We start from the raw sequence: 18,371 nt of genomic DNA on the forward strand, positions 1-18,371 counted from the left end.
GTTTAGGAGGTGGTATGACGAACCGCTCCGTTCAATTTGATGACGTCGCCGCTGGCGTCAACAGGGGGTCAGATTGGCGTCCAACCCGTTCTTCTTGCGCTCTCCTATGCCGTCCAGATACTGCTGAAACGACATCAGCCGGTAGCGGACCATCGGTGACGCCGGTGGTAGAGGCTTCACTGCCGGCTTCACGCCGTTCACCATGCCGGTGCCCACGCCCCAGTTGCCGTTCACGGCAACGGCCGACGCCTGTAGCCAGTCAGACCAGCGGTCGAACTCGATATGGGCTGGAGGGTCAAAGACGAAGTGCTCCGTGGTGTAGCGACCCGGTTGCGGCAGCGCCACCAGCACGGTCCGCAGCTCGCGCGGGTGAGCGGTGGAGAACTCGAACACAGGCTGGTCGGCGCTCGTACGCCCGGTCAGTCTCTGCGCACCGCCTGACACTGAACCCGGCTTGACAGTCTGGACGCCTATCGAGCTTCGATCGAACTCGGCGCGCAGGCAGACCTGGGCAATGACAAAGGTCGTTTCCGGCACGGCCCCGCCGGCCACCGGCCCATGCGGCAGCGGTGCCGCACACCCGGTCAAGGCCCCGATCACCAAAGCCCATGAGGCTCGAAGCATGGATTTCATGCCTGAAAGATCTTCCCCGGATTGAAGATGCCCAACGGATCCAGTGCCTGCTTCACCGCGCGCATCAACCCCACCGCTTCCTCGCCGGTCTCGTCCAGCAGGAAGCCCTGCTTGTGCAACCCAATCCCATGCTCGCCCGTACACGTGCCTTCGAGAGCAATCGCCCGCGCCACCATCTGCGCACTGAGCCGCTCGGCCGTCGCCAGCTCCTCGGGGTCGATCGGGTCCAGCAGATAGGCCATATGGAAGTTGCCGTCGCCGACATGGCCGACGATGAAGTAGGGCAGGCCGGCGGCCTCGACCTCGGCAATCGACGCGTTGATGTTCTCGGCCAGGCGCGAGATGGGCACGCAGGTGTCTGTCGTCACCGCGCGGCAGCCGGGGCGCATCTGCAGGCCTGACAGATAGGCGTGGTGGCGCGCCGTCCACAGCCGCGTGCGCGTCTCGGGCGTCGTCGCCCACTCGAAGGCCTCGCCGCCATGGTCGGCCGCCACGTCTTGCACCACCGCCGCCTGCTCGGCCACGCCCGCCTCGCTGCCATGGAACTCCATCAACAGCATGGGCGCTTCCTTCAGGCCCAGCTTGTCGTGTGCGTTGACCGCCTTGATCGCATTCGCGTCCAGCAGCTCGCAGCGGGCGATGGGCACGCCGATCTGGATGATCTGCATGGCCGTGCGCACGGCGGCGTCGATGCTGGGAAAGAAGCAGACCGCCGCCGACACGGCCTCGGGCAGCGGGTGGACCTTGACGGTCAGCTCGGTGATGACGCCCAGCGTGCCTTCGCTGCCGATGACCAGGCGCGTCAGGTCGTAGCCGGCGCTGCTCTTCCTGGCACGCGAACCGCAGCGCACCACCTCGCCGCTGGCCGACACAAAGCGCAGTGCCAGCACGTTCTCGCGCATCGTGCCGTAGCGCACCGCGTTCGTGCCGCTGGCGCGCGTGGCGGCCATGCCGCCGAGGCTCGCGTCCGCGCCGGGGTCGATGGGAAAGAACAGGCCCTCGTGCTTGAGCGCCTCGTTGAGTGCCTTGCGCGTGACGCCGGGCTGCACGGTGACCGTCAGGTCCTCGGCATCCACGCGCAGGATCTTGTTCATGCGCGACACGTCCAGGCTGATGCCGCCGTGCACGGCCAGCAGATGGCCTTCGAGCGACGAGCCCGCACCGTAGGGGATGACGGGCACACGATGCTCGGCACACAGCGCCACCACGCGCGCGACTTCGACTTCGCTTTCCGCAAAGACGACGGCCTGGGGCGGCGGTACGTCGAAGACCGACTCGTCGCGGCCATGCTGCTCACGCACGGCCAGGGCGATCGAGCAGCGCTCGGCGAAGTCGGCACGCAGGCTGTCCAGCAGCGCGGCCGGGAGTGGGGCGGGCGAGAAGGATTCGGGCGCGTTCATGGCCAACTCCAGGGGGTCAGACAAGGATTGTGTTGCAGTGCCCCTCGCATGGTGACAGCATGGGGCACACAGCGAACCCCCGGGAGACCTGCATGGACCCGACCCTGACCTGGCTGCTGCTCGTCGCGGCCGTTGCCCTCATCGCTTTCGGCGCGGTGCGCTTCGATCTGCTGGCCGCGCGCTGGCACGAGGTCTTCGGTCACCCGCCACCGCCCCATGACGCCCCGCCCGCGCCGCGCTGGACGTCGGCCCAGGGTTTCAAGCCGCATGACGCGCCGGTGCACAAACCGGCCTTCCACCGTAGCGGCCGCCGACACTGAATCGGCGCCGCAGCAGGGCCTTGCCAACGAGGAGAACGCCATGAGCCCGACGACCACTCTGACGATCAGCCGCAAGCTGATGCTGCTGACCCTGCTGGTGCTGGTGGCCATCAGCATCCCTTCGGCCTTCCAGGTGCGCCAGGCGCGTCAATTGGCTCAGGCGGCGCAGGGCGAACTCGAAGGCCTGGCACCCGCGCGGCTGCTCGTGCGGCTGGCCCAGCTGACCCAGCAGCACCGCGGCCTGTCGGCTGCCGTATTGGGCGGCAACGACTCGGTGCAGCCGGCGCGCTCGGCCAAGAACGCCGAGGTGGCCAAGCAGGTTGCCGCCGTCGACACCATGCTGAAGGGCGATGGCGCGAACGACGCGATGCGCCAGACCTGGCAGGACGCGCGCACGCGCTGGGACAGCCTGTCCAGCCAGGTGGGCGCCAAGGGACTGAAGGCGGCCGAGAGCAGCACCCTGCACGCCCAGCTCATCGCCGTCTATTTCAAACTGCTGGACCAGCTCGTCGACCAGTCCGGCCTCATCCTCGACCCCGAGGCCGACACCTATTTCCTGATCAGCGCGACGCTGGTGCGGCTGCCCATCGCCACCGAGGCCCTGGGCCAGGCGCGAGCGCGTGGCGCCGGCTTTCTGGCGGAAGGCAAGATCGGCCCCGAAGGCCGCACGTTGCTGGCCGGCCTCGTGCAGCAGGCCGCCGACCAGCATGCCGGCATGGGCACGGCATTCGACAAGAGTTTCGCCGTCAATGCCGACCTCAAGAGCCGGCTGGGCAGCAAGATCGCCGCACTGGACGAACAGGTGCGCGGCTCGCTGAAGCTGACCCGCGACGAGCTGATCGCCAAGGAGGAGCTGGCCTACGCGGCGCCCGACTACATCGCCAGCTACACCCGCACCATCGACGCGATGTATGTCGTCGCCGAGGAGGCGATGGATGCGCTGGACGGCATGCTCGGCGCGCGCGTGTCCAGCCTGCGCACCAGCAGCTGGGTCGTCTTCGGCCTGCTGGCCTTCATGCTGGGCGCCGTCTTCCTGCTCGCGCGCGGCATCTCGCGCAGCATCACCGTGCCGCTCCAGCATGCCGCCGGCCTGGCCCAGCAGATCGCCGAACGCGACCTCAGCGGCGACGTCATCGTCAGCGCGCGCGACGAGATCGGCCAGCTGACGATGGCGCTGCTGGCCATGCGCGACAGCCTGTGCGGCGTCATCGGCGAGGTGCGCAGCAATGCCGGCGAGGTGGCGCAAGCCTCGCAGGAACTGGCCTCGGGCAACCGCGACCTGTCACAGCGCACCGAGCAGCAGGCCTCCGCCTTGGAGCAGACCGCCAGCTCCATGGAGCAGCTGACCGCCACCGTGCGCAGCAATGCCGATCAGGCCGGCGACGCCAGCAGCCTGGCCCAGCGCGCCTGCACGGTCGCCATCTCGGGTGGCGCGGCCGTCGACCAGGTCGTCAGCACCATGGGCGCCATCGAGGCCAGCAGCCGGCGCATCGAGGAAATCATCGCCGTCATCGACGGCATTGCCTTCCAGACCAACATCCTGGCGTTGAACGCCGCCGTGGAGGCCGCGCGGGCCGGCGAGCAGGGCCGCGGCTTTGCCGTCGTCGCGTCGGAAGTGCGCGCGCTGGCTGGCCGCTCGGCCGAGGCTGCCAAGCAGATCAAGGTCCTCATCTCCACCAGCGTCGGCCAGGTCGAGGACGGCGCCCGCCTCGTGAAGGGCGCCGGCGCAACGATGCGCGAAACCGTCGACGCCATCCGCTCTCTGGCCGAGCTCGTCACCAGCATCAGCCGCGCGTCCAGCGAGCAGAGCACCGGCATCGGCCAGATCAGCGAGGCCGTCTCGCACATGGACCAGCTGACGCAGCAGAACGCCGCCCTCGTCGAGGAAACCGCCGCGGCCGGCATGAGCCTGCAGCAGCAGGCCGAGAAGTTGTCGGGCCTGGTCAACACCTTCCGCATGCCGGTCGCCCAGCGCTGAGGGGCGGGCTCAGTCTGGGTTGACCCGCCAGGCCGCCGCGCCCAGCAGCACCACCTGCAGCTGCTGCACGAAGTTGTCCATCATTTCGGCCTCCAGCAGCGGCTGCTGGGGCGGCAGGTCGAGCATCTCGGGCGCGGCCGCCAGCATGGTGTTGACGATCAGCCCGCACACCATCTGCAGCGTGGCGGTGGGCATGTCGGGGTAGGCGCCGATGGCGCGGAAGTCCTGCGCCATCTCGTTGGTGAAGTGGCGCACCTCGTTGCGGATGGCCAGGCGCAGGATGCGGCTGCCGCCACCGCGCTCGCTGCTGATGAACAGGAACAGCAGCCGGTGCTGCTGCACATAGCTGCAATAGACCTCGACCGACACGCGCACGCGGTCGGCCGGCGCCGCGCCGCCCTGGCGCGCCTCGCGCAGCAGCCGGCGCAGGCTGATGCCCACCTCCTCCACCAACGCCAGGCCCAGCTCGTCGGTATTGCGAAAGTGCCGGTAGAAGCCGTTGGGCACCATGCCCGCCTCGCGGGCGATCTCGCGGATGCCCAGGCTGGTGAAGCTGCGCCCCTCGCCCATCAGCGCCAGCGCGGCCTGGGTGAGGCTGGCGCGGGTCAGGTCCTTGCGCTCGGCGCGAGAGAGTTTGTCGGCGGCGGTGTCGGACATGGCGGCTGGTCTGTGAACACTCGTATCGTAGCTTCACCCCGTCCGTCTGCCTATTTATGCACGGCTGCGGCGTACCTCCCGGGTTGAGTGTCTTGTCTGTTTGTGTACGAACGTACACAATGCAGGCATGCAAACGCTCCGCCCCACCCGCCTCGAAACCCTGACCCGCCCGCTGCGCGCGGCGCTGCAGCACCCCTGGGTGGCGGCCATCGTGCGCGAGAGCGCGGTCGAGGACAGCCTGCAGGCCCTGCACCCGCTGCTGTCCCTGCATCAGGTGAAGGCCCGGGTGGTCAAGTGCATCGCCGAGACGGCCGACACCCGCACGCTGGTGCTGCGCCCCAACGCGATGTGGCGTGGTGCCCGCGCCGGGCAGTTCGTGTCGCTGACGGTGGAGATCAACGGTCGCCGGCACGAGCGCATGTACTCGCTGACGTCGCGCCCGGGCTCGCGCCTGCTGGCGATCACGGTCAAGCGACAGGGGCGGGTGTCCACGCATCTGCATGAGAGCGTGCGCGTGGGCGATGTGCTGACGCTCGGCCCCGCGATGGGCGATTTCGTGCTGCCGGCCGTGCTGCCGGACAAGATCCTGCTGCTCAGCGCCGGCAGCGGCATCACGCCGGTGATGGCCCTGCTGCGCGAGCTGCAGGCGCGCGGCGCGGCCGACCGTGTGGTCTTTGTGCACAGCTGCCGCAGCCCGGTCGAACAGATCTTTGCCGCCGAGCTGGCAGCCATGCCGGGGCTGCGCCTGATTCAACACTTCACCACCAGCGTCGGCCATCTCACGCCAGCCGATTTGCAGGCGCAGGTGCCCGACCTGGCCGAGCGCGCCACCTGGGTGTGCGGCCCCGCCGGGCTGATGGATGCGATACACGCGCACTGGCAGGCGCACGGCACCACCGCGCCGCTGCACAGCGAACGCTTTGCCGCCGCGCCGCTGGCGGCCGAGGCCCTCAGCGCCCCGGTGCGCGTGCAGCTGCTGCGCAGCGCCACTGGCTTCGCGTCGCTGGGCGCCGCGCCGCTGCTGAACCAGGCCGAGGCCGCCGGCCTGGCGCCCAAGCATGGCTGCCGCATCGGCATCTGCCGCTCCTGCCAATGCGTCAAGCGCAGCGGCACGGTGCAGCACCTGCACACGGGCGAGCTGTCCAGCGCACCCAACGAATTGATCCGGCTGTGCGTCAGCGCCGCCCGCTCCGACCTCGAACTGGACCTTTGATCATGCACACCTTGACCCGATCCCAAGTCGATGAATTCCAGGCCGAGCTCGACGCCATCCGCGCCGCCGTCATGAACTCGCTCGGCCAGGCCGACGTCGATCACATCCGCAAGATGATCGCGCTGTGCCGCGCCAGCGAGGTGGGCGGCCGTGCGCTGCTGCATTTCGGCGTCGGGCCCTTGAGCTGGATCGCCGGCGTGCTGGCGCTGGCCCACGCCAAGATCCTCGACAACATGGAGATCGGCCACAACGTCATGCACGGCCAGTACGACTGGACCGGCGACCCGGCACTGAACTCCCAGACCTTCGAGTGGGACATCGCCTGTGACGGCGAGGCCTGGCGCCATTCGCACAACGTCACCCACCACACCTACACCAACATCCTCGGCAAGGACCGTGACCTGGGCTACTCGCTGCTGCGCATGACGCCCGAGCAGAAGTGGAAGCCGCGCCACTGGCTGCAGCCGCTGGCCAACCTGATGCTGGCCCTGGGCTTCCAGTACGGCGTCGGCTCGCATGACCTGGAGCTGGGCCGCTACAAGCATGGCGCCGTCCCCAAGCCCGTGTTCAAGGAGCGCCTGAACCGCTTCCTCGGCAAGGTGGGCAAGCAGTGGTTCAAGGACTATCTGCTGTTCCCGGCGCTGGCGTTGTGGAGCGCGCCGCGCGTGCTGGCCGGCAACTTCGCGGCCAACCTGATCCGCAACCTGTGGACCTATGTGGTGATCTTCTGCGGCCACTTCACCGAGCATGTGGCCATCTACCGGCAGGAGGACTGCCTGAACGAGACCCGTGGCGACTGGTATCTGCGCCAACTGGCCGGCTCCAGCAACCTCACCGGCGGGCGCTGGTTCCACATCCTCACCGGCCACCTGAGCCACCAGATCGAGCACCACCTCTTCCCCGACATGCCCGCGCACCGCTACGTCGAGATCGCGCCGCAGGTGCAGGCGCTGTGCCGCCAATACGGCCTGCGCTACAACACCGGCAGCCTGTTCAAGCAGTACCTCACCGTGATGAAGCGCATCCTGGTCAACACCTTGCCACCCAAAGCGGCCGTGGCCTGAAGATTCAGGCAGGATGCAGGTCCGATCACCGACCTGCACCGCCATCATGGGCAACCGACTTTCACAGATCGCCACCCGCACCGGCGACGACGGCACCACCGGCCTGTCCGACGGCAGCCGCGTACCCAAGACCCATCTGCGCGTGCAGGCCATGGGCGATGTCGACGAGCTGAACTCCAACCTCGGCCTGCTGCTGGCCGAGCCCCTGCCCGACGACGTCCGCGACCTCATCGTCACCATCCAGCACGAGCTTTTCAACCTGGGCGGCGAGCTGTCCTGGCCGGGCGGCGAGCTGCTGAAGGACGCCGCCGTGCTGCGTCTGGACGAGGCGCTGGAGCACTACAACGAGCATCTGCCGCGGCTCAAGGAATTCATCCTGCCGGCCGGCACGCGCAGCGCCGCGATTGCCCATGTTTGCCGCACGATTACCCGCCGTGCCGAGCGCGCCGTCATTCAGGTAGCCACCGCCGAGCCCGTGCGCGCCGCGCCGCGCCAGTACCTGAACCGCCTGTCCGACCTGCTCTTCGTGCTGTCCCGCGTGCTGAATCGCGCCAATCTCGACGGGCTGGGGGGCGACGATGTCTACTGGCAGAGCGAGCGCATGAAGCGACTGGACGCGGCCGACAACTGAAGCCCAGGGGCCCATATGCAAATCACCGGTCAATGCCACTGCGGCGCCTTCCGTTTCTCGGCGACTGCCGATCCCGCCAAGGTCTTTGCCTGCCACTGCGCGGACTGCCAGATCATCTCCGGCGGCCCGTTCCGCGCGGTGATCGCCGTTCCGGCGGATCAGGTCGAACTGGTGGGCACACCCAAGCAGTATGTGAAGGTCGCAGCCAGCGGCAACCGCCGTGCACAGGCCTTCTGCGGGGATTGCGGCACCCAGCTCTTCGCCACGGAAGCCGACGTACCCAAGACGCTGAACATCCGCCTGGGATGCGTGAACGAACGTGCCCAGCTCAAGCCCGTGGTGCAGGTCTGGAAAGACTCGGCCATGCCCTGGCTGCCTGAGTTGGACAGCACCCCGGCTCACATGCGCGGCCGCGACAGCCCGCTAGCCTAGCGCTTGCGCCGGCCCCAGACCTTGTAGGCCAGCCAGGCCCAGCGCAGCCCGCGCCAGAGCTTGCCGCGGCGGTCGGGCCCCGCGCCGGCAAAAAGGGCCGCACCGCCGCCGGCCGCGGCGAGCACGATGGGGTTGGACAGCAGATCGCGCCAGGCCAGGATGCGCCGCACCCAGCCGTCGGCGCGCTGGCCGACATCGTCCACCGACAACGCAGCCTGGCCGCGCATCAACTCGGAGGCCAGCAGCAGATTGGCCTTGCGCTCGCTGCGCAGAGCCGGGTCGGCCGGGATCCTGGGGATCATGGCCCTGGCCGGCGCAGCGCTTCGGCGTCAGCGCGCAACTCACCGATGCTGGACTGGAACAGGCTAGCCGGCTGATCGATCAGCTTCTTTACCTTGAGCACGGCGACGACGGCCGCAACGATCAGAACGACCGTACCGCCGCCCAGGGCCAGCAGCCGGTGATCGTCCCAGAAGGCGACCGTGATCAACACCAGCCCCATCAGCAGGCCAAAGCCCGCCAGCAACGCGGCCAGCACCGCCCAAAGCAGCAGGCTGGCGATACGCTCCTTCTCCTCCTGGGCCTCGATGGCAAACAGCTCAAGCCGAATGCGGCTGAGCGTCAGCAACGACACCCCGAGCCGCCGCAGCGGCGCGGAGACGGGTTCCTTGGCGTCGCTCAAGCGGGGCTCAGCGGCGGCCGATCAACACGCCAATCGCAAGGCCCACGGCTGCCGCGGCACCGATGGCCTGCCAGGGGTTGGCATGCACATAGTCGTCGGTGGCGACGGCGGCATCCTTGGCGCGCTGGAGGGCTTCATGCTGGGCGTCCAGCAGCTTGTCCTTGGCACCGGACAGCCGGTCCTGGATGCGGGCGCGCAAGGCCTTCACCTCGCCGTCCGCCTTGTTGGTCGTGGCCGTCATCAGCGCGTCGATGTCTTCCATCACCGCACGGAAGTCCGAGGCCAATTTTTCCTTCGCCTGGCTGGTATCACTCATCGCTGGCTCCTTGATCGGGGGATCAAACACGCTTGCAGCCTAACGCGATTGGACATGGCCTGACATGCCCCACCACGATTGAAGCGGGCTTGTCCTACAAGGCCGCGGCCGCTTGCCGCAAGCGCTGCGCATAGGCCTCGCGCAAGGCGGCCGGCGCCAGCACCTCCACCTGGCCGGCATGGCGCAGCAGGTCCATCAGCAACTCGGTGTCATCGACATAGGGCAGGCGCAGCCGCCAGCGGCCGTCGGGCAGGAATTCGCTCTGCTGGGCCGGGTGCCATTCCTCGCGCGACACCCAGGCCGCCGTGCCGGCGCTGAAGACCAGCTCGGCCTCGCGCGGCGTGCCACCGGCGAAGATGCCGTAGCCCTGGTCGAGTTCGGCTTCCAGCTCAGCCAGGGGCACAGGCCGGGCGTCGGCGTCCAGCAGCGTCGCCGCCTCGATGCCGTCCAGGGCAAAGCGGCGATAGGCGTCGCTGGCATGGCACCAGGCATCCAGATACCAGGCGTGGCGATGATGCACGAGGCGCTGGGGCGAGACCTCGCGTTCGCTGCCCGCCCCATCGCGTTTCTTGCGGTAGCGGATGGCCAGGCGCTTGCGCTTGACGACGGCGCTGCCCACGGTCTCGAAGCTGTCGCTGGCCATGCGCCGGCGTGCCGTGCCAATCAGCCTGACGCGCCGCCGCAGCTCATCGGCCTCGGCCGCATCCACGCCCAGCATGCCGGTGATCTTGTCGAACATGGGCTGCAGGTGGCGGCCCACGACACCCTGCTCATCCAGGCCGGCCAGCATCTGCTGCATGGTCAGGAGGGCGTGCAGTTCGGCCTCGTTGAACCAGACCCCCGGCAGCTCATGCTTGCCGCCACGCCACTGCTGGCCGAAACGGTAGCCGTTCTCGGCAGCGTCGTACTCGATGGGCGCGTCCAGCCGCTCCCGCAGGTAGGCCAGGTCGCGCTTGAGCGTGGCTGGCGACACCTCCAGCGCCGCTATCAACTCGGCAAAGGACACGCAGCCGCGGGAGCGGATCAGCTGCTCGATCTTGTAAAAGCGTTCGGTGCGGTCCATTCGGGTTTTCTCAGTGCCCCGACCGCTGGCATCTCTGCACACTCGGCGGGCTTGAATCGGCCAACAAATCAATAGCCTGCTTCACGGATGCCAAACATCCGGGAGCAGGCAGGGAGAGTGACATGAATCCGTCGACATCATTCTTGCGTCAAATCTGCGCGGGACTTTTCTGGGCAGCCCTTGGCGCCGAGTGCATGGCTGCAGCGCCGACCTATTCGGTCACACCGCTGGCCGTGCAATCGCTATATCCCACCAGCTATGCCAAGGACCTCAACAACGCCGGCCAGGTGACTGGGCTGGCCTATCTGCCCAATGCCAATGGCGCGACGTATAGCTTCCTGTACGGCAGCGGTAACACGGTAAACATCGGCGGCCTGGGCGGGACCAATCCGCTGGGCAATGGATACAGCCCCACCGACGCCCAAGCCATCAACGACGTCGGCCAGGTGGTGGGCGGGTCCTATTCCAGCAGCTATCCCGACATCCGTGCCTTCCTCTACAGCAACGGGCAGATGACCGACCTGGGCACGCTGGGCGGAAGCTTCAGCCAAGCCTACGGCGTCAACAACGCGGGTGAGGTCGTAGGAATGTCGGTCACCGCCGGCAACAAGAACTCCGCGACCTTCCTCTACAGCGGCGGGCAGATGATCAATCTGGCCACCCTGGGCGCCAGCTTCACCGACGTCACGGCCATCAACAACCACAGCCAGATCCTCGGCACTGCCGGCGGCCATGCGGCCATCTTCAGCCAGGGCGCAATGACGGACCTCGGCACCTTGGGGTCGGCCCTCAGCATTCCGGCGGCCATCAACGATGGGGGTCAGGCCACCGGATATTCCTACACCGCGGACAGCTTCACTCGCGCCTTCCGGTACAGCGGCGGGCAGATGATCGATCTGGGCACCCTGGGCGGCTCCTACAGCCAGGGCAAAGACATCAACGCCGCGGGCGACGTCGTTGGCATTTCCAACAACGGCATCGACGGCTTCGGTCATGGCTTCCTCTACACGGGCGGCACCATGTACGACCTGAACAACCTGGTCGGCTCGTCCGACTGGCTGATCGGCGAGGCCCAGCGGATCAACGACAACGGAACCATTCTTGCGTCCGGCTGCCATCAGCAGCAGGGCTGCATGTCCTTGCTCCTCAGCGTGACCAGCGTGCCCGAACCGGGCTCAATGGCCCTGACCCTTGCGGGGGTCGCCGTGGTGGGCGCCAAGCTGCGCCGGCGCCGCGGCTGAATTTCCGTCGGCCTTCCGAAGGGCACCTTACGGTGCCTTTTTTATGCGCATCTGATTTTTTTCACAGGGTAGATCACCTATTGAGCTACCTGGCTCACAAACTGATATCCAAGGCCCGCGACTCTCAGGCGTGCCTCTCAATCAGGAGTCAGTCATGCAAGCCGTCATCAACGCCCAGATCACCCCCCGCCTCCAGAGCAGCCCGCTGGTCCAGTTCGACCTGGACATGGACGACACCTCTGCTCTGGTCAGCGCCCACGAGCGCACCGGCCTGGCCCTGGGCCGCGACTACGCCCTGCATGGCATCACGCCGCCCATCGCCCATCTCTACCCGCAGTCGCCACTGCAGCGCGGCTGGCTGGCCTCACGTGGCCGCCCGGTGCGCACGCCGGCCAGCCCGCAGGTCGAGCGCTGGCTGGCCCTGCGCACCCACGCCTGGGCACGCGGCCGCAGCTTCGAGGACATCCAGCTCACGCCGCACCATCTCGCCCAGCTGGAAACCCAGCACTGCCCCATCATCCGGGAGTTGCTGGACGGCGAGAGCACCAGCATCGACCGCGTCCGCGACGACGCTGGTTATGCGGCCGGCAACCTGGCCGTCATGAGTCGCCGCGCCAACCGGGCCAAGGGGCATCGCAATCACCAAGCGCTGGCGGACATGGCCGCCAGCTGCGCCGCCGGCCCCATCACGCGCATTGGCGGCCTGGCCGAGGCCGAGTGGCAGCGCCTGGCTGTGCTGGCCAGCTTTGTCACACCGCTGAGCCACGAGCAAGCCGCGCTGATTCCGCTGCACGTGCTGCCGCCCAATCGCCTGCGTCTGTTCAACCCCATCCAGGCCCTGCAGGCCCTGGTCACACGCCAGCTCGCCACGCCCGGCTGGAGCGCCCGCCTGAGCCGCCTCGAGGCACTGCTTCCCACCGACACGCTGCGCACCGACTTCAACCGCTTCCTGCTCGCCCTGGCCCCTCGCGTGCTGGCCGCCACCGAGCTGCAAGAGCCGCATCAGATCCGCTGGGCACTTGAAGATGCCTGGACCCTGCCCCTGGTGCAAAAGCGCTGGGCTCGTTTCGCCCTGCAGCTGACCGCCGAACAGGCAGAAAACCTCGTCGAACGTGCGGCCGCCAAGAAGCTCAGCCCCGTGCACATCCAGCGCCACGACGACGCCACCGATGGCTGGGCCCTGGCCACGGGCGGTTACGCGGCTTGAAATAGGACCCCTCGTCCAGTCTCGCCCTGCTGAACGCGGGCGCGCCTGACCGGTCCCCCGAGGGGACGGCGACGCTTGCGGCGTTGAGCCGCAAGCACTTCGCCAGCGCGGGCCGGCTAGGGAGCGGCCCGGCGCTCGGCCCGGAACACCCAGATACCTTGACGACAGCACCAAGGAAAAGACAAAGCGCCCCGCAGGGCGCTTTGCTCACGGTGCGATGGCCTCAGACGAGGGAGCGATGCAGTCGGATCTCTTCGACACGCGCACCGCCGACTTCGGAGGTGCGGGCGCTGCCGAGTTCACGCTTGAAGCCGGCCAGTTCGAAGAAGCGCAGGGCGCGCTCGTTGCGCAGATAGCACCACAGCGTGGCCTTGGTGCAGCCTTCTTCCTGCAGGCCGTCGCGCGTGGCATCCCACAGCGCCAGGCCGACACCCTTGTCCCAGTGCACCGGGTCGGCGAACATGGCCCAGACCTCGCCGGTCGTGGCGGGCGTGCCCTTGTCGCGGGAGCGATCGAAGCCGGCGAAACCCATGATCTTGTTGTCCAGATGGGCAACGATGACCTGCGGCTCGCAGAGGTCGATGGCCTCACGCCAGAAGGCTTGGCGCTTTTGCACCGACATCGCATCCAGCGCGGCGGCGGGCAGGAGGGCCTTGTAGGCGTCCTGGCTGGCAGCGACATGGATCTCGGCGATGGCCTTGGCATCGCGCAGGGTGGCGGGGCGAACCTGGATCACGGACATGGAACTCTTGGCAATAGCACGGGACGAAAGGGCGCGATTGTCCTAGCCCGATGATGAGCTGCAGGGTCTTGACAGAATTTTTTATCCGCTCAAGCAGCCAACGAATTGGCGCGACAGGCCTTCACATGGTCGACCAGGCCGCGCCTGAGCCAGCGCAACGGCGTGCGCTGCAACTCCAGCATCAGTGCGTGATCCACGGCGGCGTCGCCCAGGTCCAACGCAAAGCGTCGCGCGACCTCGTTCTGAACCTTCAGTAACAACTCCGCCGTCACGCGAGCATCGGCCATCGCCCGGTGGGCACGGCCGTCGAAGCGGATGCCGTGGAACTGCGTGATCGCACCCAGGCCGTGGCTCTTGGCCTCGGGCCAGAGCCGGCGCGACAACAGCACGGTGCAGGCGAACTCGTGGGCCGGGTCGCGCGCCACGCCGGCGCGCTCCATCTCGGCATGCCAGAAGCCCCGGTCGAAAGAAGCGTTATGCGCGACGAGCGGGCAGCCCTGGGTGAAACGGGCCAGCTCGCGCATGACCGTGGCCGAGTCCGGTGCGTTGGCCAGCATCTCGTTGCTGATGCCGGTCAGGGACTGAATAAAGGGCGGCACCCTGGCGCCGCTGTTCATCAGGCTGCTCCAGGCGTCGACCACCATGCCGCCACGCACGAGCACGGCAGCGATCTCGGTGGCACGGCCGCCGCTGGTAGGCCCGAGGCCGGTCGTTTCGAGGTCGACGACGGCGATGGTTTCAGTCATCTTCGTCAAGACTTCTTCAGTGGATGCCTGGGCGGGTGTTTCAGGGCATTCATTGCCAGCTTGCGCTCGACGGCGGCATCCAGGTCCACGCCGCCATGGTCGGCAATCTGTACGAGATACAGCAGCACGTCCGACAGCTCTTCGCCGAGATGGCGGCGCTGGTCGTCGCTCAGGCTCTGGGATTGCTCGGGAGTCAGCCACTGGAAGATTTCCAGCAGCTCGGCGGCCTCCACCGTCATGGCCATCGCGAGGTTCTTTGGCGTCTGGTAGGGCTGCCAGTCGCGGTCGCTGGCGAACTGGCGCAGACGCTGCTGCAGGGTCGGAATGTCCATCAGGGGAGCACGTGTGAGGGTCGTTGCATCGCCGAAAGTGTCCCGTGTATTCATAAACAGTATTCAAGATTTCAAAGGTAGTGGTCGTAGTAGTGCGCCGCCTGCGCTGTGGACAAGCGCAAAAAGTCCTTGCGGCACAAGCGCTTGGTAGCCGCACAAGCCTGTGCGCCGTAGCCTGATGGAATGACCCGCGATTGGGTACAACTTTGCTGAAAGCCGTTGGCCTGTGGATATCTGCCCAGTTGTGCCAGAACCATCCACAGACTTGCCCAAGGCGGTACAGCCGCTGAGGAGCGAGACGCTTGTGCAGGCCTTCCCCAAGCCGTCGGCGTTGTTTCTTTACGCGGAATGAGGGGAAAAACGAACGACCGTTCTAAAAAGCTGCGGCTAGAGTTGCGCTCCCGAATTGAATGCACTGCGATGTTGCGGTGTCGCCTAGGAGACAACAATGAAACCCTTCCTCACCCGGATCGCCGCCGCCTCGGTGGCGCTGTTGGGCAGCTTGCTGGTGGCGGGCTGCGGTGGTGGTGGTGCGACGGCGGATACGACGCCCAAGTTTGCCCCCAGCAGCGTGGTGTCCTTCGGGGATAGCTTGAGCGACCAGGGCACCTACAAGGTCGGTACTGTTGCCGCCCTGGGCGGTGGCCAGTACACCGTCAATGGCGTTGGCCCGCATTGGGTGGAACGCATTGCCACGCTTTACGGCCTGCCCAAGCCCTGCCCGGCCCAGCAAGGCCTGGATGGGCTCGCTTCCCAGGGGTTCAGCGTGCCCGTCAAGAACAACGCGGGTTGTTTCGCCTACGGTCAGGGTGGCGCGCGAGTGACCAACCCGGTCGGCCCGGGCAACAAGCTGCTGGGTGGTTCCAACGCCGTGCTGGGCCAGCTCACGGTGCCCGTCGTCACGCAGATGCAGAACCACCTGACGGCAGTCGGTGGCAGCTTCAAGGGCACCGAGCTCGTCTTCGTCTATGCCGGTGGCAATGATGTGTTCATCAACCTGGCCACCGTGCAGGCCACCATCGCCGCTGGCGGTGACCCGACGGCCGCTGCCACCAAGGGCGTGACCGAGATGGGCAAGGCCGGTGCGGAACTGGCCGGCTACGTCAAGGCGCTGGTGGTGGGCAAGGGTGCCAAGAACGTCGTGGTCATCAACCTGCCCGACGTGAGCCTGACACCTTTCGCCAAGAGCCTGCCCGCAGCCACGCAGGGCCTGATCCTGCAGATGGTCAATACCTTCAACGACCAACTCAAGACCGGCCTGGCCGGCGCTGACGTGGGTTGGGTTGATGCCGCCCAAGGGGTGCGTGACCAGATTGCCGATCCTGCGAAGTTCAGCCTGAGCAATGTCACCACGCCGGCCTGTGATCTGAGCGCGGCCAAGAACCCCTTGGGTTCGTCGCTGGTCTGCAGCGCCAACAACGTCATCAGCGGTGACGTCAGTCACTACCTGTTCGCTGACTCCGTCCACCCCACCCCGTTTGGGAATCAATTGCTGTCGCAGGTGGTGTCCCTGGAACTGGCTCGCAAAGGCTGGCTCTGAGTCCGCGTGACCCTTCAGGAGAACTTCATGAACATCAAATCCCTGCTCGCAGTCACCCTGCTCTCCGCCACCAGCCTCGTTCACGCGCAATCGGCCGGCAGCATCGTCGTCTATGGCGGTGCCGCACAGATCAACCCGCATGTCGACAGCGGTGACCTGACCGCGCCCAGCCTGGCGGGCACCAAGGTCGACGTGAAGAAGGCCAGCTCCTTCGTCGGCGGCGTGACTTACTACTGGACCGACAACATCAGCATCGATCTGCCGATCGCGCTGCCGTTCAAGCACGACGTCGTTGGTGCTGGCGCCATCGAAGGTTCGGGCAAGCTCGGCACGGTCAAGTCCCTGCCGATGACGCTGCTGGCCCAGTACCGCTTCGGCGACGCCAACAGCAGCTTCCGTCCCTTTGTCGGCGCGGGCGTCACCTATGGCTACTTCTTCAAGCCACGCGCCACGGCCGCACTGTCCGGCCTCACCGGTGGCTCGCCCGCCAGCCCGACGACGCTGTCCATGAAGAGCCGCTTCGGCACGACCATGGAACTCGGTGGTGCCTTCAACATCACCAAGGACTGGTCCGCCAGTCTGGCAGTCACCAAGACCTTTATCAAGACGACCGGCAGCCTGTCTACTGGCCAGACCATCGAGACGACGCTGGACCCGGTGTCCGTCAAGTTCGGGATTGGTTATCGCTTCTGATCCGGCTTCCAGGCCGATCACCAAGAGGGAGCCTGCGGGCTCCCTTTTCTTTGGGCCTCTCGTGAAGCCGTCACGGCCGCCGAGGGCAATGAGCGAAGTTCAAGTCACAACTGGTGACATTCATCGGCATAGTGCCCCCGCTGATCGCAAGCCGCGAAGAGCACCAAATCCAAACAACTTTCGGGAGGGAAATCATCATGAGGATCCACACACTGCTGATCATTGCCGCTGCTGCATCCTTGGGCGGCTGTGCCATCCATCAGACCGTGCAGCCGGTCGAGCGGCTGGAGGCCAAGCAGATCTGCATCGTCCATAACGGCGACGTCAGGGAAGGGGTTTTCGAGAGCTACAGGAAGGCGCTCGAGGCCAAGGGCTATGCGGTCCGCAAGCTGCCGGCTGGCGCCTCGCTGATCGAATGCCCGATCACGTCGACCTACACGGCCAACTGGCGCTGGGACCTTGCCCTGTACATGGCCTACGCGGAGATCAAGGTCTACAACAACGGTAAGCCGGTCGGTGAAGCCAAGTACGACTCGACGCGCGGCGGTGGCAACATGGGCAAGTTCATCGACGCCGACAAGAAGATTACCGAACTGGTCAATCAACTGTTCCCGGGTGGCGCCGGCGCCTGAGCAGGCGGCCGGACTCATAGCGCAGAAGGGAGCCTGCGGGCTCCCTTTGTCGTTCTGGCATGTCAGGTTTGTCGATCATGGTCGACTCATGCCCCATGAAGCTGACTGCCCTGCTCCTCGCCATGGCCACGCCTCTCGCCGGCGCCCAAAGCTGTCCTGCTACAACCGTGCAAAGCGGCGCGACGGTGCCGCGCATCGTCGAGCTCTACACATCCGAAGGCTGCTCCTCCTGCCCGCCGGCGGACCGCTGGCTGAGCGGCCTCAAGGGCCAGCCCGGCGTCATCGCGGCAGCCTTTCATGTTGACTACTGGAACGGCCTGGGCTGGCCGGATCGGTTTTCCAGCCCGGCCTTCACCGAGCGCCAGAAACAAGGCGTGGGCGTTAATGGCTCACGCTATGCGTACACACCGCAAATCGTCATCAATGGGCGGGATTGGCGCAGCGCTTCATTGCCCGCGGCGAGTGCCGAGCCGGCTCGTGTACGGTTGGGCTGGAGCCGCAGCGCGAGCGGCGAACTGAAGCTCAGTGCGGAGGCCTTGCCTGGCGCGCCCGCGCACGTCCAGCTCTGGTGGGCTCGCGTCGAGGACGGCCACCAAAGCCGCGTGCGCGCCGGCGAGAACCGTGGCGAGACGCTCAACCACGACAGTGTCGTGCGGGAATACGGGAAGCTGCCGCTCTGGGAGGGACGGGGCCCGGCGCAGTGGGCCGTGCCGGTGAAGGCCGCCGAACCTGGCCACGCCAGCCGCTGGCTCGCGGTAGCCGTGGATGTGCGCGATGGCCGCACCTTGCAGGCCGTCGAGATCGGTTGCTGAAAACGGGGAGTCCTCCGACACGAGGGAACCCCGCAGG

General features: G+C 66.8%; 22 protein-coding genes. 12 read left to right on the plus strand and 10 right to left on the minus strand.

Features of this window, described 5'->3' with window-relative positions; genetic code table 11:
• Positions 1–57: 57 nt before the first annotated feature.
• On the minus strand, positions 58–633 hold the full coding sequence (locus ACXJLH_RS15010) for a hypothetical protein (protein ID WP_457444928.1): 576 nt from the start codon (positions 631–633) through the stop codon (positions 58–60).
• Entirely contained in the window at positions 630–2,033 is a 1,404-nt protein-coding gene (locus ACXJLH_RS15015; RefSeq protein WP_457444930.1) for an FAD-binding oxidoreductase, read from the minus strand. The genes ACXJLH_RS15010 and ACXJLH_RS15015 overlap by 4 nt, the downstream gene beginning before the upstream one ends.
• Positions 2,034–2,125: 92 nt before the next feature.
• Between ACXJLH_RS15015 and ACXJLH_RS15020 the strand changes: the two genes are divergently transcribed.
• Both ACXJLH_RS15020 and ACXJLH_RS15025 read left to right on the plus strand, forming a co-directional pair.
• Positions 2,126–2,353 (plus strand): hypothetical protein, encoded by a 228-nt coding sequence (locus ACXJLH_RS15020; protein WP_457444932.1) that lies wholly within the window; start codon positions 2,126–2,128, stop codon positions 2,351–2,353.
• A gap of 40 nt (positions 2,354–2,393) precedes the next feature.
• Complete coding sequence (locus ACXJLH_RS15025; RefSeq protein ID WP_457444934.1) at positions 2,394–4,331, plus strand: methyl-accepting chemotaxis protein; 1,938 nt, start codon at positions 2,394–2,396, stop codon at positions 4,329–4,331.
• 9 nt (positions 4,332–4,340) lie between these two features.
• Here the strand turns inward: ACXJLH_RS15025 and ACXJLH_RS15030 are convergent, their stop codons facing one another.
• A complete protein-coding gene (locus tag ACXJLH_RS15030) occupies positions 4,341–4,988 on the minus strand; it encodes a TetR family transcriptional regulator (RefSeq protein WP_056191000.1) in 648 nt (215 codons plus the stop codon).
• A gap of 127 nt (positions 4,989–5,115) precedes the next feature.
• Between ACXJLH_RS15030 and ACXJLH_RS15035 the strand changes: the two genes are divergently transcribed.
• From ACXJLH_RS15035 to ACXJLH_RS15050, 4 genes are read left to right on the plus strand one after another with little or no spacing between them, the layout of a single operon-like run.
• Entirely contained in the window at positions 5,116–6,201 is a 1,086-nt protein-coding gene (locus tag ACXJLH_RS15035) for a ferredoxin reductase (protein WP_457444936.1), read from the plus strand.
• 2 nt (positions 6,202–6,203) lie between these two features.
• Positions 6,204–7,265 (plus strand): fatty acid desaturase family protein, encoded by a 1,062-nt coding sequence (locus ACXJLH_RS15040; RefSeq protein WP_457444938.1) that lies wholly within the window; start codon positions 6,204–6,206, stop codon positions 7,263–7,265.
• Between the two features lie 46 nt (positions 7,266–7,311).
• Positions 7,312–7,896: a cob(I)yrinic acid a,c-diamide adenosyltransferase gene (locus ACXJLH_RS15045; RefSeq protein WP_457444940.1), complete on the plus strand. Its 585-nt coding sequence runs from the start codon at positions 7,312–7,314 to the stop codon at positions 7,894–7,896.
• 15 nt (positions 7,897–7,911) lie between these two features.
• Positions 7,912–8,328: a GFA family protein gene (locus tag ACXJLH_RS15050; RefSeq protein WP_457444942.1), complete on the plus strand. Its 417-nt coding sequence runs from the start codon at positions 7,912–7,914 to the stop codon at positions 8,326–8,328.
• On the opposite strand, the gene ACXJLH_RS15055 is transcribed toward ACXJLH_RS15050, so the two are convergent.
• From ACXJLH_RS15055 to ACXJLH_RS15070, 4 genes are all read right to left on the minus strand, one after another.
• On the minus strand, positions 8,325–8,630 hold the full coding sequence (locus tag ACXJLH_RS15055) for a hypothetical protein (RefSeq protein ID WP_457444944.1): 306 nt from the start codon (positions 8,628–8,630) through the stop codon (positions 8,325–8,327). The two genes, ACXJLH_RS15050 and ACXJLH_RS15055, sit on opposite strands and share 4 nt — an antisense overlap.
• Positions 8,627–9,010: a phage holin family protein gene (locus ACXJLH_RS15060; RefSeq protein WP_056191012.1), complete on the minus strand. Its 384-nt coding sequence runs from the start codon at positions 9,008–9,010 to the stop codon at positions 8,627–8,629. Before ACXJLH_RS15060 ends, ACXJLH_RS15055 begins: the two co-directional genes overlap by 4 nt.
• Before the next feature lie 7 nt (positions 9,011–9,017).
• Positions 9,018–9,326, minus strand: a complete 309-nt coding sequence (locus ACXJLH_RS15065; RefSeq protein WP_056191014.1) for a DUF883 family protein — start codon at positions 9,324–9,326, stop codon at positions 9,018–9,020.
• Between the two features lie 94 nt (positions 9,327–9,420).
• The gene (locus tag ACXJLH_RS15070) at positions 9,421–10,389 is read right to left on the minus strand and encodes a helix-turn-helix transcriptional regulator (RefSeq protein ID WP_457388584.1); all 969 of its coding nucleotides are present in this window, start codon (positions 10,387–10,389) and stop codon (positions 9,421–9,423) included.
• Positions 10,390–10,583: 194 nt separating this feature from the next.
• Here ACXJLH_RS15070 and ACXJLH_RS15075 point away from each other — a divergent pair, with 194 nt between their 5' ends.
• Positions 10,584–11,630, plus strand: a complete 1,047-nt coding sequence (locus ACXJLH_RS15075; protein ID WP_056191018.1) for an HAF repeat-containing PEP-CTERM protein — start codon at positions 10,584–10,586, stop codon at positions 11,628–11,630.
• Positions 11,631–11,784: 154 nt separating this feature from the next.
• A complete protein-coding gene (locus ACXJLH_RS15080) occupies positions 11,785–12,837 on the plus strand; it encodes a hypothetical protein (protein ID WP_457444947.1) in 1,053 nt (350 codons plus the stop codon).
• Positions 12,838–13,060: 223 nt separating this feature from the next.
• Here ACXJLH_RS15080 and ACXJLH_RS15085 read toward each other — a convergent pair whose 3' ends face one another.
• From ACXJLH_RS15085 to ACXJLH_RS15095, 3 genes are all read right to left on the minus strand, one after another.
• Positions 13,061–13,579, minus strand: coding sequence for a GNAT family N-acetyltransferase (locus ACXJLH_RS15085; RefSeq protein ID WP_056191021.1), 519 nt, complete (start codon positions 13,577–13,579; stop codon positions 13,061–13,063).
• 89 nt (positions 13,580–13,668) lie between these two features.
• The gene (locus tag ACXJLH_RS15090; protein WP_457444949.1) at positions 13,669–14,325 is read right to left on the minus strand and encodes a 3'-5' exonuclease; all 657 of its coding nucleotides are present in this window, start codon (positions 14,323–14,325) and stop codon (positions 13,669–13,671) included.
• Between the two features lie 5 nt (positions 14,326–14,330).
• Entirely contained in the window at positions 14,331–14,657 is a 327-nt protein-coding gene (locus tag ACXJLH_RS15095) for a nucleotide pyrophosphohydrolase (RefSeq protein WP_457324092.1), read from the minus strand.
• 448 nt (positions 14,658–15,105) lie between these two features.
• Here ACXJLH_RS15095 and ACXJLH_RS15100 point away from each other — a divergent pair, with 448 nt between their 5' ends.
• The 4 genes from ACXJLH_RS15100 (at position 15,106) to ACXJLH_RS15115 (ending at position 18,334) form a co-directional block, all read left to right on the plus strand.
• Positions 15,106–16,197, plus strand: a complete 1,092-nt coding sequence (locus tag ACXJLH_RS15100; protein WP_457353336.1) for an SGNH/GDSL hydrolase family protein — start codon at positions 15,106–15,108, stop codon at positions 16,195–16,197.
• 27 nt (positions 16,198–16,224) lie between these two features.
• Positions 16,225–16,890 (plus strand): OmpW/AlkL family protein, encoded by a 666-nt coding sequence (locus tag ACXJLH_RS15105; protein WP_457444950.1) that lies wholly within the window; start codon positions 16,225–16,227, stop codon positions 16,888–16,890.
• Positions 16,891–17,087: 197 nt separating this feature from the next.
• Positions 17,088–17,522 carry an Sbal_3080 family lipoprotein gene (locus ACXJLH_RS15110; RefSeq protein WP_056191031.1) on the plus strand — a complete coding sequence of 145 codons (435 nt, stop codon included), beginning with the start codon at positions 17,088–17,090 and terminating at the stop codon, positions 17,520–17,522.
• Positions 17,523–17,617: 95 nt separating this feature from the next.
• Positions 17,618–18,334 carry a DUF1223 domain-containing protein gene (locus ACXJLH_RS15115; RefSeq protein WP_457444952.1) on the plus strand — a complete coding sequence of 239 codons (717 nt, stop codon included), beginning with the start codon at positions 17,618–17,620 and terminating at the stop codon, positions 18,332–18,334.
• The last annotated feature ends 37 nt before the right edge of the window (positions 18,335–18,371 follow it).

Source organism: Roseateles sp. P5_E4, from assembly GCF_054049255.1.